Annotated in this window: 14 protein-coding genes; 13 read left to right on the top strand and 1 reads right to left on the bottom strand. The window is 29.4% G+C overall.

The annotated features are described in order from the left end of the window. Nucleotides 1-14 precede the first annotated feature (14 nt). From JK634_RS12575 to JK634_RS12560, 4 genes are read left to right on the top strand one after another with little or no spacing between them, the layout of a single operon-like run. Entirely contained in the window at nt 15-2162 is a 2148-nt protein-coding gene (locus JK634_RS12575; RefSeq protein WP_202767988.1) for a cell wall-binding repeat-containing protein, read from the top strand. A gap of 53 nt (nt 2163-2215) precedes the next feature. Beyond that, a complete protein-coding gene (locus JK634_RS12570; protein ID WP_202767987.1) occupies nt 2216-3805 on the top strand; it encodes a cell wall-binding repeat-containing protein in 1590 nt (529 codons plus the stop codon). 56 nt (nt 3806-3861) lie between these two features. Then, the gene (locus tag JK634_RS12565; protein ID WP_202767986.1) at nt 3862-5229 is read left to right on the top strand and encodes a VgrG-related protein; all 1368 of its coding nucleotides are present in this window, start codon (nt 3862-3864) and stop codon (nt 5227-5229) included. Between the two features lie 11 nt (nt 5230-5240). After that, on the top strand, nt 5241-5885 hold the full coding sequence (locus tag JK634_RS12560; RefSeq protein ID WP_202767985.1) for a hypothetical protein: 645 nt from the start codon (nt 5241-5243) through the stop codon (nt 5883-5885). Nucleotides 5886-5962: 77 nt separating this feature from the next. On the opposite strand, the gene JK634_RS12555 is transcribed toward JK634_RS12560, so the two are convergent. Further along, nucleotides 5963-7030 (bottom strand): nitronate monooxygenase, encoded by a 1068-nt coding sequence (locus JK634_RS12555; protein WP_202767984.1) that lies wholly within the window; start codon nt 7028-7030, stop codon nt 5963-5965. A gap of 300 nt (nt 7031-7330) precedes the next feature. On the opposite strand from JK634_RS12555, the gene JK634_RS12550 reads away from it, so the two are divergent. From JK634_RS12550 to JK634_RS12510, 9 genes are all read left to right on the top strand, one after another. Beyond that, nucleotides 7331-8476: a DEAD/DEAH box helicase gene (locus tag JK634_RS12550; RefSeq protein WP_202767983.1), complete on the top strand. Its 1146-nt coding sequence runs from the start codon at nt 7331-7333 to the stop codon at nt 8474-8476. Nucleotides 8477-8685: 209 nt separating this feature from the next. Then, nucleotides 8686-9213, top strand: coding sequence for a DUF3284 domain-containing protein (locus JK634_RS12545; RefSeq protein WP_202767982.1), 528 nt, complete (start codon nt 8686-8688; stop codon nt 9211-9213). Nucleotides 9214-9231: 18 nt separating this feature from the next. Further along, nucleotides 9232-9984, top strand: coding sequence for a carbohydrate deacetylase (locus tag JK634_RS12540; protein ID WP_202767981.1), 753 nt, complete (start codon nt 9232-9234; stop codon nt 9982-9984). 91 nt (nt 9985-10075) lie between these two features. Next, complete coding sequence (locus JK634_RS12535; RefSeq protein WP_202767980.1) at nt 10076-10276, top strand: small, acid-soluble spore protein, alpha/beta type; 201 nt, start codon at nt 10076-10078, stop codon at nt 10274-10276. A gap of 158 nt (nt 10277-10434) precedes the next feature. After that, nucleotides 10435-10749: a hypothetical protein gene (locus JK634_RS12530; protein WP_202767979.1), complete on the top strand. Its 315-nt coding sequence runs from the start codon at nt 10435-10437 to the stop codon at nt 10747-10749. An 18-nt stretch (nt 10750-10767) separates the two neighbouring features. Next, nucleotides 10768-11466, top strand: a complete 699-nt coding sequence (locus tag JK634_RS12525; protein WP_202767978.1) for a hypothetical protein — start codon at nt 10768-10770, stop codon at nt 11464-11466. A gap of 464 nt (nt 11467-11930) precedes the next feature. Next, nucleotides 11931-13664, top strand: coding sequence for an O-antigen ligase family protein (locus tag JK634_RS12520; protein WP_202767977.1), 1734 nt, complete (start codon nt 11931-11933; stop codon nt 13662-13664). 165 nt (nt 13665-13829) lie between these two features. Further along, a complete protein-coding gene (locus JK634_RS12515) occupies nt 13830-15317 on the top strand; it encodes an N-acetylmuramoyl-L-alanine amidase family protein (protein ID WP_202767976.1) in 1488 nt (495 codons plus the stop codon). Nucleotides 15318-15610: 293 nt separating this feature from the next. Further along, a complete protein-coding gene (locus JK634_RS12510) occupies nt 15611-16927 on the top strand; it encodes a transglutaminase domain-containing protein (protein ID WP_202767975.1) in 1317 nt (438 codons plus the stop codon). Nucleotides 16928-16959 lie beyond the last annotated feature (32 nt).

Raw genomic sequence — 16959 nt, 5'->3', positions numbered from 1 at the left:
AGGTGAGGGATTTTATGAAAAGATTTACGAAAATTTATAGTTTGTCATTAGCAGCATTTTTAATATTAAACACAAGAACAGCTTTTGCAAGTGAGCTACATGAGAATAAACAAGTAAGTATTAATAGTAATAATAAAGTTCAAGATGATGTCATATGGGATAATGAAACAAAAGGAAATGCGTATATTTTAAAGGCGACTACACAACCAATTTGCTCCTATAAAGGGCCTAATGGTGTGGAAATAAGAAGTTATTCATCATCATATAATACAATAGATAAAGTACAGGCGGTTTACAACGAGCTAATAAAGAATACCATTGGACCGGAAGTAAGCTATCTATCACATATTGATTTAATAAGTGATTATCCAATGGGGGCATATACAGCTGGTGTATGGCATGGTATGTATGAAGATAATGGGGGAGTAAAAAGGTTAGCTAAGGATAGATATATAGAACTTTTTGGATGTGATACTGTTTCATTTCAAGAATTAGCAGGAGTACTTTCTCATGAATATGGTCATCAATTTACAAACTATTATTTATTACTAAAAGAAGGAAAGCTTTTTAGTGATGATAGTAATAGTTATAATAAAGCAAGAAATTTATCTTCTTATAGCAGCGTTAACTCAGGATATCATGAATGGGATCCAGCAGAGATGGCAGCAGAAGATTATAAGCAGCTTTATGGAAGTATAACTGGTAAAAATATTAATGAATTTAAGGATATAAAGGATAGAACAATAGCAGGAGATCAAACTAATTATTCATGGAGTAGCTTAATGTATAATATATGGCCACAAGAAAATATATATTTGCCACTAGCTTCTCAAGCTAATAATTTATATAACTATTGGGTAAGTATGTCTGGTAAAAGGGCAAGTAATGAGGTGGCACCAACTGTGCCTCTGCTTACAGTTACTAATGTATCAACACTTCCTTATCCTTGGGGAGGAACTAAGTCCACTGTAACCTTAAATTGGACAAGTTCTGCAGATGATAGTACTGATGATTTAGATTATTCAGTTGTTTTTTATAAGGGGGATATGAATAATCCTAGTAGTAATTTTTATTACGGTGTGGTCAAAACATCAAAAGATTCAACTGGAAGAACTGCTACAATAGGAACCTATAATTATGGAAATACTTATGGAACAGATGGCATATTGGATTTAAATGCGAAGTACAGAGTATTGGCAAAGGACAAGAGTGGTAATATTGTTGCATCAAGTGATATATCAATAGACCATAATAATTTAGCTAAATCAGTAACAAAGATCCCTAATAGAATTGCAGGTGTTGATAGATTTAAAACTGCAGTTAAGATATCTAATGCTGGATGGACAAGCACAAGTGATACTGTAATTTTAGCAACGGGGGAAGATTTTCCAGATGCATTAAGTGCGGCACCATTGGCTAAGAAGTATAATGCACCAATATTATTAACTGGAAAAAATACTCTATATGATAGCACAAAGAATGAAATTAATAGGCTTAAACCTAAAAATATAATAATTATAGGTAGTAGTGGTGCAGTTTCATCGGATATTGAAAAACAACTAGTGAATTCTGGTTATAATTGCTCAAGAATTTATGGAAAAGATAGATATAGTACATCATTAGCGATTGCAAAAGTTATGGGTAAAGTAAATGAAGTAGTAATAGCAACAGGAGAGGATTATCCGGATGCACTTTCAATAGCTTCTTATGCAGCTTTAAAAGGGATACCTATAATATTAACAGAAAAAAATAGTATGCCTAAAGATACAGAAAACTATATTAAGAGCTTAAATATTTCCAAAACCTACGTAGTAGGTTCTGCAGGAGTAGTGTCTGATAATGCGATTAGAAATATGAAAAATAGTGTAAGATTAGGTGGAAAAGATAGATACGATACTAATAAGTTAATAGTTAATTATATAAAATCATCAATGAACTTTAACCAAGTTTATGTTGCAACAGGGTTAGATTTCCCAGATGCTCTAGCAGGATCAGTTTTAGCTTCAAACACAAATTCACCTATTTTATTAGCAGATAGAGCTGATTCACAAAACGCAAAAAGTATAGTAAGTGCAAATAGTAGTAGTGTAAAGACTATTGATGTTCTTGGTGGAGTTGGAGTTGTTGATAATACCATATTAAAGAACTTAATTTCAAACTAACGAGATATGAAGTTGGAACTAAAAGATAAATTAAGGATTTGAGGAAAATTACTATGAGAAAAATTACTATTATAATTGTTGGAACATTAATGTTTACAATAATAAATAATTTTAATGTAAGTGCAATGACATCGGTAAATATGGTCAGATACGGTGGAGCCAATAGATATGAAACTGCGGTGGAAGTAAGCAAGGGGGGATGGTCCCAAGCTGAGAATGTAGTACTGGCTTATAGCAATGGTTTCGCTGATGCGCTTACTGGAGTGCCCTTTGCTTATATTAAAGATGCACCTATACTTTTAACAGATAAAGAATCTATTCCACCTGCAACTTTAGATGAGATAAAAAGATTAAAAGCAAAAAACATCTATTTGCTTGGAAGTAATGGAGTAATTTCTGATAATATTCAGAAGGGTCTAATTGCTAAAGGATATAATGTTACAAGAATAGGGGGTAAGGATAGATTTGAAACATCTATGAATATAAGCAATGAAGTACTCAAGTATAATAAAAAAGTTGCGATATTAACAACAGCATATGATTTCCCAGATGCACTTTCTATAAGCTCTTATGCTGCGATAAATAATTACCCTATTTTATATACAGAAACACAGAGATTAAATACTAGGACTAAGGAGTATATAAAAAATAAGAATATTACTAAAATAATAATACCAGGTGGACCTAGTGTGGTTTCAGATAGTATAGTAAATGAATTAAAAACTTTAGGGATTACTTCAGAAAGAATTGCAGGAGTTGATAGATATAGTACGTCTTTAAATGTCGCTAAAACTTATAAGAATGTTCTAAATAAAGGAGTAATACTTGCTACAGGAAGCGATTTTCCAGATGCACTTTCTGGAGGGGTTTTAGCAGCCAAAAGGAAAGAATCAATTTTATTAGTAGAAAGAAAAAATATAAAGAATGAAGTGGCAAACTTCATTAAAGAAAGTGGAAATACCACTTTATATGTATTAGGTAGTACAGGTGTTATATCAAATGCTATAAAATACAATTTAGTTCCAGCAAACTTGATAGTAGAAAAATTATATGCAGCGGATACAAGCAGTCAAATTATAACTATAACTGCCCCATCAACTAATGGATTTAGGGCAAATGCAAATTATTATGAGAAACAAGACGGAGTATGGAAACTAGTGTATAAAGATATGCCAGCAGTTACAGGCGAAAATGGACTAATGTACAATAGAAAACAAAATACTAATACTAGTCCAATTGGAGATTTTGGATTTGTCTTCGCATTTGGTTATAGTAATAATCCGGGAGTGAAATATAATTATAGAAATATCGATAGCGAAAGTTATTGGGTAACAGATATGAATAATACATACTACAATAGATGGGTTGAAGGATATCGAGGATGGGAATTGGATGGAGCAGAACATCTTATCAACTATAAGCAGCAGTATAATTATGCTATGGCAATAGATTTTAATTATTATAATCCAGTGAGAGGTGATGGAGCTGCTATATTCCTTCATGTATCACCTAAGAGTGGTGGAGGAACTGGGGGATGTGTTGGATTAAGTGAACCTAACTTATTAAATGTTATGAAAAGATTAGATCCAAGTAAAAATCCGAGAATAATTATATGTCCAGAAGGAGATTTATTAAATTATTAAATTAATGAAGTATGTTGTTTAAAATGGAATAAAAAATATTTTTAAGAGGGATAAATATGAAAAAGAAATTCGTATGGATACTGTTATTAAGTTTTGGTATAGCTAATATTATAATGCCTACAGCTCAAAAAGTGTATGCAGCGCAAATAAACTATGATGTGGATGGAAATAATGTACTTAATTCAAACGACCTAGAAGCATTAAAAAAATACTATAATACATACAATTCTAGTTTTGACTATAATAATGATGGTATCATAGATATATATGATATGGTAATTTTAAGTAATGTTTTAGATACTAAAATGTATTCAGTAAAAAATTCAAGTGGTTCAGTTATTTCTTATTATTCTTCAGGTGATTTAGCATCTTCAGTACTAAAAGCACGCAGTATTAATGGTTCTGTTGTAATGACAAAAGGTGGACAAGTAATTTGGAATAACAGTGGGTATTATGTGTTTCAAGGAGAAAAATTTTATAATAAATACTCAAACTCTTTTGATGCAGTAAATGCGGCAAAGTCAATTACAAATGGAAGAGCTTATAACAAATTCGGTCAAGAACTTATAAATAATACAACTGGATTTAAAGAAAAGCTTGCTGTAACATCCACAGATGTTTACATAAGAACTCAACCGTCAAATGATTATAAAACTTCTATTAAAGTACCAAACAATACGTTGATTGAAATAGTTGCTCTTACTAGAGGGTTTTATCAGTTTAAGTGGTATAAGCCAGATAACACTATAGTGACAGGATACCTTCCTAATTACTTGGATTTTATACAAGATGATAGAAATAATTCAATGTTTGGAAATATAGCAGGAAAGTATGAATCAAATGGCGATCCTGGAGCAATATCAGATAATCCTGCTGATAAAGGAGGAGTATCCTGTGGGGTGTTCCAATTTGCAGCTAACGTGGGTACTTTAGCATCATTTATTTCTTGGCTATCAGGAGCTAAACCGGCTTTTTATAGTTTGTTAAATAATGCATATATTGCAGATGGAAATACTTACGGAACTAACTTTAAAGCTGCATGGCAACAGATAGCAGCTAATAACTATGATGAGTTTTATGCACTTCAATTTAGTTATACTAAGAGTGTTTACTATGATGGATTTATTAATAAAGCAAAAAATAGTGGTTATGATATTAGTAAGCTTGCTGCATATAACGCAACAAGGAATATGATTTTTTCTACCTCAATACAACATGGAGTAACAGGAGCCTATAATATTATTGCACCGATAGATAAAACCTTAAGTATGACAGATTTTATAACAAGTGTATATAATGGTAGATTAGCTGTGGTTGCTAAATCCTACCCAGTTGGAAGTTCCATATACAATGGGGTTAAGGATAGATATGATAACGAGAGTGCTGATATTAAAAGAAATTATCAAAGAGAAATATCATACTAGGAGAAAAGTTGATGAATAAAAACTTAAAGATAGTAATAAGCAGTGTAGTAATTGCTGTAATAATTTCTTCTATAGTTTACATAACTTTTAATAAGAAAAATGAATCAAATAAAGCTAAAAGCAATATAAGTGTAGACACTAATAATTCTAATGATGCAAAAAATAATACTTCAGATAATAAAAAAGAATCTGATGGTCAAAATGAGTCTAATGAAACTCAGAAAAAAGAAGATAAACAGCAAAATAATAATGATGCTAAGCCAGAATCTAATAAAGAATCAGATCAAGTTAATAATGACAATAGTGCATTAATTGAAGAATCCATAACTTCATTTAATATGATTTTTAAGAACATGGTTAATAATAAGGATTTGAACATTGATTTTTTAAAGGATGTTGTAGAAAAGGATAGCAAAGCATATAGTGATGTTAAATCCTTAATAGAAGGTTACAGAGCAAGCAATACTAAAATAGAAAAAATGGACTTTTCACTAGACAGTGTTAAAAAGGTAGAAGAAAATATATACCAGGCCACTGTAAAAACAGATGAAAGCAGAAGTATTAATAATCAAAGTAAAAATGAAAAGAAAGAAATTATATATAAAATTAAATTGGTCGATGGAGCTAAAATAATTGAAATAGGTAATTTGAATTAGTTATATAATGATTTTTGAACTTCAATGATGAAAAAATAACCCCAGAATACTTTTGGTATTCTGGGGTTATTTAACGTTTATGAAAGTTTAGCTTCGCTAATAAGTTCATTCATTAGCTCACTTACAGTATACATTTTATTTATTCTATAGGCATTTTCACCACAGAATATTAATGCATTATCTAAATCACCTTTAACAGCATTAATTAGTGCTTTAGTTATACAGTAAGGAGTTGTTTTAGGGTCGCATGGAACTAAACAGTTATAACATTTAGTTACCTTTTCGCCTTCTAAGTTAACTCTTTCAACAAAAGCATTTTTTATAGCTCTACCAGGCATTCCTACTGGACTTTTAACTATAACAATATCTTCTTTTTTGCTATTTATGTAAGCATTTTTAAAATTAATATGAGCATCACATTCTTCGGTAGCAACAAATCTTGAAGCAATTTGAACTCCGCTTGCACCTAGCTTTAGATATTTAGCTATATCATGTCCGTCAAAAACTCCTCCAGCTGCAATAACTGGTATTGATTTATTGTATTTTTCTTCATAAGTTTTAACAAGTTCTATAATATCTACGACACTCTTGTCAAAATCAATATTTCCGCCTTCTAAATCATCTTTTGAGAAACCAAGATGACCTCCAGCTTTAGGGCCTTCAACTACCACCATATCAGGAGATACTCCATGATGTTTATCCCATAGCTTTAATATTACGTTTGCACCTTTTAATGAAGAAACAATAGGAGCAAGTTTTACATTAAAACCTTTAGCTATTTTGGGAAGATTTGTTGGAAGTCCAGCACCAGATATGATTATATCAACTCCTGCTTCTATAGCAGCCTTAACATGCTCTTCATAATTTTTCATAGCAACCATAAGGTTTACACCTATAATTCCACCTTTGGCTGTTTCTTTAGCAACTTTTATGTGATTTTTTAAAGCTCTTAAATTAGCCTTAAGAGAATCTATTTCAAAGTCATCCTCAGTATAACCTATTTGAGCACCAGAAATTACCCCGATACCACCACAGGATGCAACGGCACCTGCTAGTTTAGATGAGGAAACTCCTACACCCATTCCACCTTGTATAATAGGAAGCTTTGCAATTAAATTTCCTATTTTTAATGGCTTTATATCCACAAAAAACAACTCCTTTTTAAAAATTTACTTTGATAATGAAATAATTTTATAATAAAAGTATTTTGTAGCTTAATTATAGTTGATTATTTTATTTTTAACAAGTAAATTTGTTATTATTATTAATAAAAGTTGATAATAGAACCTATACTAAGGTATTATATAGTATAGGGTTTTAAGTTCAACTAATAACTTATTCATGCCTGAAAATGTCAAGAAACCGACATTTTCAAACAAGAATAAATTAAGTTTCATATAAAAAACCCTGTATACACAATAATCAAAAATTAACGAGGTATAATAATGAAGAAAAAATTTGATATGTTTGAATTAGATAAAAATCTAGTTGAAGCATTAAATAAATTTAAAATAGTTGAAGCTACAGAGGTACAAGAAAAGACCATACCTATCGCATTAGAAGGAAGAAATATATTAGCTCAATCTGAGACTGGGACTGGTAAAACTTTAGCTTATTTAATTCCTTTACTTCAGAGATTAGATAAGGGAAAGAAAGAAATACAATGTATAATTTTTGCTCCAACTCATGAACTTATAATGCAAATACATAATACTATTGGAGAAATAAAAAGAGAATCAAATCTTGATATTACATCTACTCCATTAATCGGTAGTGCGAATATAACAAGGCAAATAGAAAAATTAAAAGATAAACCTAATATATTAGTAGCTTCACCAGGAAGAGCTCTTGAACTTATTAGAAAAAAGAAGATACCAGCACAAAATATTAAAGCTATAGTTCTTGATGAGGTAGATAAGTTATTAGACAAAAAGAATTTACCTATTATTAAGGACATTTTTAAAGCAACTCAAAAGCAAAAACAGGTATTAATGTTTTCAGCTACATTAAATAATGTTACTTTAAGCCTTTCTGAGGATTTAGCTGATAACATTGAGGTAATAAGAGTAAAGGAAAGAAATAGAGTAAATGAAGATATAACTCATAACTATGTGTTAGTAGAGCAAAGAAAGAAAATAGATTACATAAGAAGATTTATTCATGCTTCAAAAGCTAAAAAAATATTAGTATTTATTAATAAGGCATTTGATGCTAATGAAGCGCTTGAGAAACTTAAATTCCATAAAGTGAATGCTGCAACTATTCATGGTAATATAGATAAAGAAGAAAGAAAAAGAGCACTAGAATCCTTTAGAAATGGAAAGGTTCAAGTGTTAGTAGCTTCTGATCTAGCAGCAAGAGGCCTAGATATTAAAGGTGTTACTCAAGTTATTAATGTAGACATTCCAGAAGACCCTAAAGAGTATTTACATAGAGTTGGGAGAGTTGGAAGAGCAGGAGAGAAGGGTGAGGCATACTCCTTAGTTGATTTTAAAGAGATTCCGATCATAGAAGAATACGAAAGAAGTTTAAGAATTAAGTTTAATAAAAAGTATATATACATGGGTAAGATATTACAAGCAGAAGATTAACTCATAGAGTGTCTGTTTGTAGTGATTTAAAAGCAGAAACGATGAGTTTCTGTTTTTTTTATGGATTAGTTGGCTAAATACGTTGAAAATAATTACATAAATAAGTATAATATTTATAGGGTAAAAAGTACCACTTAGTGGTTTAAAGAATTTTATTCTTATTGTGCAAAAATTTAAAATCATAAACAAAATAGCTTAGGGGGTAAAACATGAGCTTACATGAAAGTGAAGTAATATTAGATTATTCAGTAAAAGATGTATTCAGTATTTTTGCAAAAACAGCAAAAAGAGATTTCCCAGGATTTAATGAAAAAGACCCAATAGGAGCTACGGTAACAAAGCAAGTTGGTGCTTATTCTTCAAAAACTGGAACAATGACTGTAGAGATAACTGATTATATAAAAAATGAAGTATATGAAATTAGAAGCAACAATAGCAGTGGTTCTCTAGTATATATATCAAGATATGAGTTCACAGCACTAGATGAAAATAAAACTAAACTTGTACTAATAGAGAGTGAAGGTGCAAATGGTATTTTTTCAACGGTAAATGTATTTATGACAAAATATCTTTTTAAGAAAAGAATTAAAAGAAGATTTGATTATTTCGTAAAATCACTTGAAAATGAATTGCAAGCATTGATGGATAGAAGAAATGGAACTAATAGAAAGTCTGCAAATACAGAAGTTGATACTGAAGAAGTAGTTGTAGATAAGGAAGAAATGACTGAAGAGTAATTTGTAGGAAGTGGTATTATGAAAAATATTATAATAAATGCAGATGATTTTGGTATAACCAAAGGAGTCTCTTTAGGAATATTAGATTCCATGGAGAATGGAATAGTAACAGAAACTACAGCTATGGCAAATGGTTTATATATTGAAGAAGCCTTAAAAGAAGCTGAAAAAAGAGGGATAACTAATATAGGAATCCATCTAACTTTAAGTTGGGGAAAGCCTATATTGCCAAAAGATGAAGTTAGCTCTATAGTTGATGATAATGGATATTTTTACAGAAGAATTGAAAATGTAAAGAAACCTAATTTTGATGAGGTTGAAAAAGAGCTTAGAGCGCAGATAAATAAATTGCTTTTATTAGGATTAAAGCCAACTCATTTAGATGCTCATCATCATTTCTTTGTTTTAAATAAGGAGCTTACAGACATAGTTATAAAGCTAGCAAAGGAGATGAATATACCTCTTAGATGTGTATATTCAAAAGATTATGAGTATTATATTGAAAAAGGTGTTAAAACAACAAATAGTACCTCAATAGATTTTTATGGAGATAATACAACAAAAGAATTTTTAATTAAATTATTGGAAAATGCTGATGAGGATGAAACTTTAGAGATAATGTGCCATCCAGCTTATGTAGATGAAGACTTAATTAAGGCAACTTCCTATAATACAAACAGAGCTAAAGAATTTGAAGTGTTAACTTCTAGTTCAATTAAAGAATATATAAAAGATAATGGTATTAAACTTATTGGATTCAATGAGATATAAGATTATTAATGACCATTCCTAGAATTTCCTAGAATAGCTCAATTTATTTATTGAAACAATAAACCTATAAATAATTATAGGAGGTATTGTTGTGTCACATAAGAATAATAAGAATTCTAAGGATAATAAAAAATCAAGACAGAAAACTCACAAAGAAGTTAAGAAGATGCAGGAAGAAACTGCAAATGAAATAGGATTTTCAAAACAATCCAGAAAACTTGGGAAAAATGAATCAAGAATAGACAGTAGTATAGAAAACAGAGCGCCTAGAACTCCAATAAGAGAAAAATAGTTTTAGGTAGATATATTGAAAAGCGAAAACCAGTGGTTTTCGCTTTTTATATTGCAAAAAAAGTTTGTTGATTAAATATTAAAAAAATTCTATAAATACCCCAAGAAAATAAATATGTTCTTCGTATATATTAACATAAGGCAGATAAGGAGGAAGTTATGAAGAAGGTATTATTGTTAATTGTAATTATTTCTAGTCTCGTTTTAGCTGGTTGTGGAAATAAGAACAATGTAACCTCCAATGGAACAGATAGTAGTTCAGCATCAGTTAAAACTTCTGCAGGTGAGGCTACAGATAAATCAGCTAGTACAAATGGTAATGTTAAAACCGTTAAGCCAGGTACAGTTAAGGAGTTAACCCCAGCTCAAAAGGCTAAGGTTAATAATAAATTAGATTCAGCAATTAGTAATATAAAAGAATCTTTAAATTCACTTGATGATGTTAAAGATATAAATTTAGATTCAGCAAATTAATTTTAGGGGGAAAGTATTATGAATAAAACAAGATTAGCCGCATTAGTAATTTCAGGAGTAATGTTAACTTCAACAGCAGTTTATGCTAAAGGAAAACCAGAAAATACAGGAGCTAACAAAGCAAATGTAGTAAGTCAGGACAAAAAACAATCAACTAATGCTACAGATAATGAAGCAAAACAAAACAATGGCTCAGCTAAAAAAGAAGCTAATCAAGCAAAAAAAGATGAAAAGAAACAACAGATTAGTGAATTCAAAACAGCAATGAAAGCTAAGCATGAAACAATGAAACAAATCAGACAACAAACAATTCAAGTTAGACAACAAATTGAGGGGAAGACAGAAGAATTAAATGCTATATTAGAAGACATAAAAGCAGGAAATAAAACACTTCCAGAAGATATGCTAAATGATTTATTAGCAAAGGCAGCTGTACTTAATACTTCAAGCGATGAAGTAAAGGCTACAACAGGAATAAGCACTGTAGAGGCTGATACACAGGAAAAGGTTGATAAAAAAGATTTTTCAAATGCATTAGCATCTATGGATAAAGTTATTGCAAAACTTCAAGCAAGATTAGATGCGTTAAATAAATTAAATTCTAATTTAGATGATGCTTTAGCAATTGCAAGACAGGCAACAACTCCAGCTCCCGCAGATAATTCTACACCAACAACTGATTCAACTGATGGAACAACTGCTATAGAAAATAATTAAAATAATTAATAAAATAGTTTGAATTTTAAAAACACACAAAAGTCTTTAAAGACTTTTGTGTGTTTTTTTGTGTTAAATTACGTTGTAAAAAACAAGATATTCTTTATTTTAAGGATAACTTTATGAATAAAGTATTTTTATTTTTGATATTTAGTGAATATTATGTTAAGAAAAAATCATGAAGTTTTAAATTTATTATAGTTAAATCAAAAAAAAAACATGAATAATGGAGGGATTTACCATAAGATTTATTAATCAAGAGTATGATTGAGAAAAAGGTTGCATTAAAAAATAGTAAAATTTTAGTTGTCGATATTGATAATACTTTGTCAAATTGTTTATATTGATGGTAAATTAGCCATATGCTAACATAAGTTGAATCCATTGAGAAGTATTATTATAGAGATTTAGTAATTGTATTTAGTACATTTTAGTCAAGCATTTGGGTATAGATGGAGGAGCGTATGCAAACTATTAACACTATTATTATGGTCTTGATTTCAATAATTCCAGTAACTATTTTAGGGGATAATTTATCCAATTGGATAATTATCTTACTTGGGATATTTTACTTATTAAAAAACAAACCTGTATTAATCTATAAAAAAGTTCTATTAGTTTCCTTGGGATTATTAGGCTGGAGTGTAATAAGTATTTTAATTTATGGAATAAAAATAGATCAAATTGCATCTATGGGTACCTACATAGTAATTCCACTATATTATCTAGTGTTTAAGTCCATGTATACAATTACTGGAATTAAGGAAATGAAAAAGATGATTAATATAACTGTAATAGCAACAGCTGTTGTTGCACTTGGATATATTCTTTACTTAGGAATTTACTACAATGTTAGGGTATATGGGAACTTAGGCTATGCCAACAGTTATGCACTTTTAATCCTTATTCTATTAAATATTAATTGCAAGTTTAATGAGAATAAATATGGAAAAGTTATAAATGTCATATATATGTTGACAATTTTATATACTGGGTCTAGAACAACATTAATATTATTAGTAGTAAATATACTGTATATAGAATTTAGAAGATATAAACATGTTTTATTTGAAACCTTTATAGTTTCATTGTTACTATTTGTTATGCTTGAATATGTACCAATATTAGGAATAGTAGCGTTGCCACTTATTTTATATCTATTTTATGAATTTAAAGGATTTAATAAATCAAAGATTTTGTGTGGTATTTCAATAATTCTAATTACTTCCTTTACTTTATTTTTAAAAGTAAATACATTTGAGAGAATAGGAAATATTAGTAGCAGCAATGGCTCCTTACAGGAAAGATTATTAACATTTAGTGATGTTATTAAAAATCTCAAGCTATTTGGATATGGAATAGGAACTTTTCAGTATAAACAATTTAAAATCCAAAGTGGATTCTACGACATAAAGTATATTCATAATTCAATATTACATACATCATTTGAACTTGGAATAGTAGGAGGGATATTATTAGCAGTAATTATAATAATGTCACTTATTAAATTATATAAAAATCGAGATTTTGATAAGGTATTTTTATTGCTAATTATAGTTATTCATTCAATGATGGATTTTGATTTCATATATTCACCTATTATAATACTGCTATTGTTTACATTAACCTATGATAATAAGGTATTGGTAAAGGAAAGATATAGTTTTAAATACAAAATTCCAATTATACTTCTAATATTTATTTCAACAGGTGTTATTTTTAATGAAACAATATTAAGAGTTTCATACTTATCGGTATTATATGAAAACTTTAATATAAGTAAGAAAATATCAGAGATAAACTTATTTCATGATTGGAGAATTTATCAAATTAGAAGCGATTCGTTTATAAAAAATACTCATTCAGAATTTAGTGAAAAAGACTTAAAGACTTCAGAAGAAGCTTTGATTAATGGACTGAAGGCTCATGAAGAAAATGTTTTGATAAAATGGAATTTAGCATATGTTTATGAAAAGTTGAATAACTCAAAAGGTAAGGAATTAAGAATTCAACTTGTACATGAAGAAAAATATAATTCGCAAAGTTATAAGGAAGCATATAAGTATATAAAGCATGATGAAAAAATTCTTCCTATTCTGAATAAAATCTATTCAGAAGCAAATGGCAATAGAAGTTTTAGAACAAAATACCTTAAAAATCAATTGGGAGCAACATTAGAAGATACTTTGAAAGATTGAAAATAGGTAATATATAGTGTATTGATATTATATTATGCAAAGATAAAGTAATTATCAATGAAATTTATATATATTTTGGCATTATATATTTGAATTAAAGTTATTTTTTGCAGGACAATATTTTTGTTATGCTTAAGATAAAGAAATACAAAAGGGGGAAATTAAATGAAAAACTTAAAAAAAGCTTTAGGTATATTGATATTATATATTTTTATACTTACAGTACTACCAATTAACGTATTAGCAAAAAAAATTAATGCAGCAGAAAGTACAGTACCAAAATATTTAGACTATAGTGAAGCGTATATCATGACTGGAATTCAGTATAAGGATAAGACACTTCTAGACTCAGAATTTGGACTAAAATATTATAATAATGGTACTAGTAGTGATGTTAGTGACTTGTCTTGGTATGTTCAATATTCACAAAATCAAGTAGTGGATCCAAGCAATGAACTGATTTTTAATCTAGAGACAGGAAAAGTTTCTAACTTGGAACAAGATAGTACATACGTTTTGGAAAAAAATGCAGTTACTACAAAATATAGCAATATTACTATTGCATATATGGATTTAATTCCAATTCGCTCAACGGGTGATGTAAAGTGGAGTAGATATAAAATACGTTATGTAAAAAATAATGTGACAAATTATATTATAGGTGTAGTCAATTCTTCATCTAAGGTATATGAGGTAAAACAATCATCAACAGATTATTTGGGACAAGACTTTAACAGATTAGCTTATGGATCAGTTGTTTATAATAATAGTTTTTATTATTTAGATGCCAATAATAACGTAAATATTATTGGAGCAGATGGAATCTATCATAATTATCCATTAAGTACAACTCTAAAAAGTATTGGGAATGCGGCATATATATATGTGAACCAAAATGGCATATATTTAAACTATAATACCTATGTAACAAATAGATACAATTATTTGTTACAAAAAGTAAAAATTGAAAATAATCAAATAATAGCTTCTGGTAACCCAATTATAAATGCCACATATAGTGTACCTATATTATTTTTCTCTCTTGATGTGAATAATAATATATGGTATGTAAATGATGGATATGTATACAAAATAGAAAATGATGTTCCTGTTAAGAAGTACCAAGTAGACACAAGGATGAACGGTGTTTATGTATATGATGATTATCATTTAACAGTATCAGGAATTGATAAAAGTACATATACAGGAATTTATAAAATAATAAATATAAATAGTATAAGTGGATGGAAATTAATTAATGGTAAGTGGTATTATTATGTAAATGGCAGTGCAACTACTGGTTGGAGTAAAGTCTCAGGTGTATGGTATTACATGGATACTTCTGGAATAATGAAAACTGGTTGGAACAAAGTTTCAGGAGTATGGTATTACATGGATGCCTCAGGAGCAATGAAGACAGGTTGGAACAAAGTTTCAGGTGCATGGTATTATATGGATGCCACAGGAGCAATGAAGACAGGCTGGAACAAAGTTTCAGGAGTATGGTATTATATGGATGCCTCAGGAGCAATGAAGACAGGTTGGATACTAGTATCTGGTAACTGGTATTATTTATATTCAAATGGTCAAATGGCATATAATACAACTATAGGTGGATGTAAATTAGGAGCCAATGGAGCTTGGATTAAGTAATCTTATAAAGAGATGAAAAAAAAGTTAAATGCATATCTATTTTAGGTATGCATTTTTATATCAAGATATAAAAATATGTTAATAAAAAATTCATAAAGAGGTTAAGAAACCCATATTAACCAACGAAAAATTTAATATAATTTATAATATGTGGATAAAATGTCATTTTTCAATATACTTATTTCAATGATATGGATAAAGGGTAAATATTGTTAAGAAAATATGGAATTCTGATATAATATATTCATAATTATGTAAAAGTTTAAAAATGAATTTATACAAGGGGGAGAAAAATGAAATTATTCAAAAAAATCAGTTTAGCACTTATAAGCGTAATAACTATGGTTGCGTTAGGCACTAGCCCAACATTTGCAGCAGAAAAGAATAATACTATTGTAATTACTAATTATTCAGAAAGAAGTTTTAGTACAAGCTCTTCGTATGTAAGAAATCCTAAGTTAGAGTATGCACTTTATATTGGAATAAGGAACAATGCTAAGAGTATCGATGTAACGTCTTATACAAAAGATGATAATTTGGCTATGGAAGCTTACTTTGAAGTGCTATTTCAACACCCAGAACTATTTAATGGAGCAGGACGTGTTTATGCATATACAACAAAGGTTGGAGAAACAGTAATAAAACTTGAAATTGAGCCAACTTATTTACTTACTGCTGATGACTATCTAGTTGAGAAAAAACAGTTTGATGCAAAAGTCAATTCAATTTATTCATCTATAATAACAAATAATATGAGCCAATTACAAAAAGAGAAGGCTATTCATGACTATATAGTAAAAAATACATCATATGATGATTATGATTTTAATTCTTCTCATTCTGCATATGGAGTAATTAAGTACAATGAAGCTGTATGTGAAGGTTATGCTAAGGCAATGAAGTTATTTATGGATAAAGCAGGAATAGAATGTGATATAGTTCCTTCACATAAAATTAATCATGCATGGAACAGAGTAAGAATAAATGGTAAGTATTATCAAGTAGATGCTACTTGGGATGATCCAGTTCCAGATCAAGGTAACACAGTACATTATAATTACTTTAATCTTTCAGATAGTCAGATGCAATCAACACATGCGTTAGATCCAGATACAATTCTAATAAATAGAAATGGCTGGGTTATGGGAGATTATGGTGCATGGAACTACTATGATCAAACTACAGGGATGAGAAAAACAGGATGGTTATTAAATAATACTAAGTGGTATTATTTTGATGCTAGTGGAAGTATGAAAACTGGATGGACAAAAGTAGGAACAACTTATTATTATATGGATGCTAGCGGAATAATGAAGACTGGCTGGGTTAAAGTAGGTAGCACTTTCTATTATATGGACAATACTGGAGCAATGAAGAGTGGTTGGAATAAAGTCGGAAATTCTTACTATTACATGGATTCAACTGGGGCAATGAAAACTGGATGGATACAACTATCAGGTAAATGGTATTATCTTGCTTCTTCCGGAGCGATGAAGACTGGTTGGGTAAGTCTATCAAATCATTGGTATTATTTCTATTCAAACGGTACAATGGCAGTTAATACAACTATAGGAGGACATAAAATAGGTTCTAATGGAGTTATGCTTTAGTTTGAAATGTGGGAATAACCTTTGATTGTATG

It is taken from the genome of Clostridium paridis, from assembly GCF_016765615.1.
Classification (GTDB): Bacteria; Bacillota; Clostridia; order Clostridiales; family Clostridiaceae; genus Clostridium_T; species Clostridium_T paridis.
Note: the sequence above shows the minus strand (reverse complement) of the source record. Positions and strands in the feature narration are given on the sequence as shown.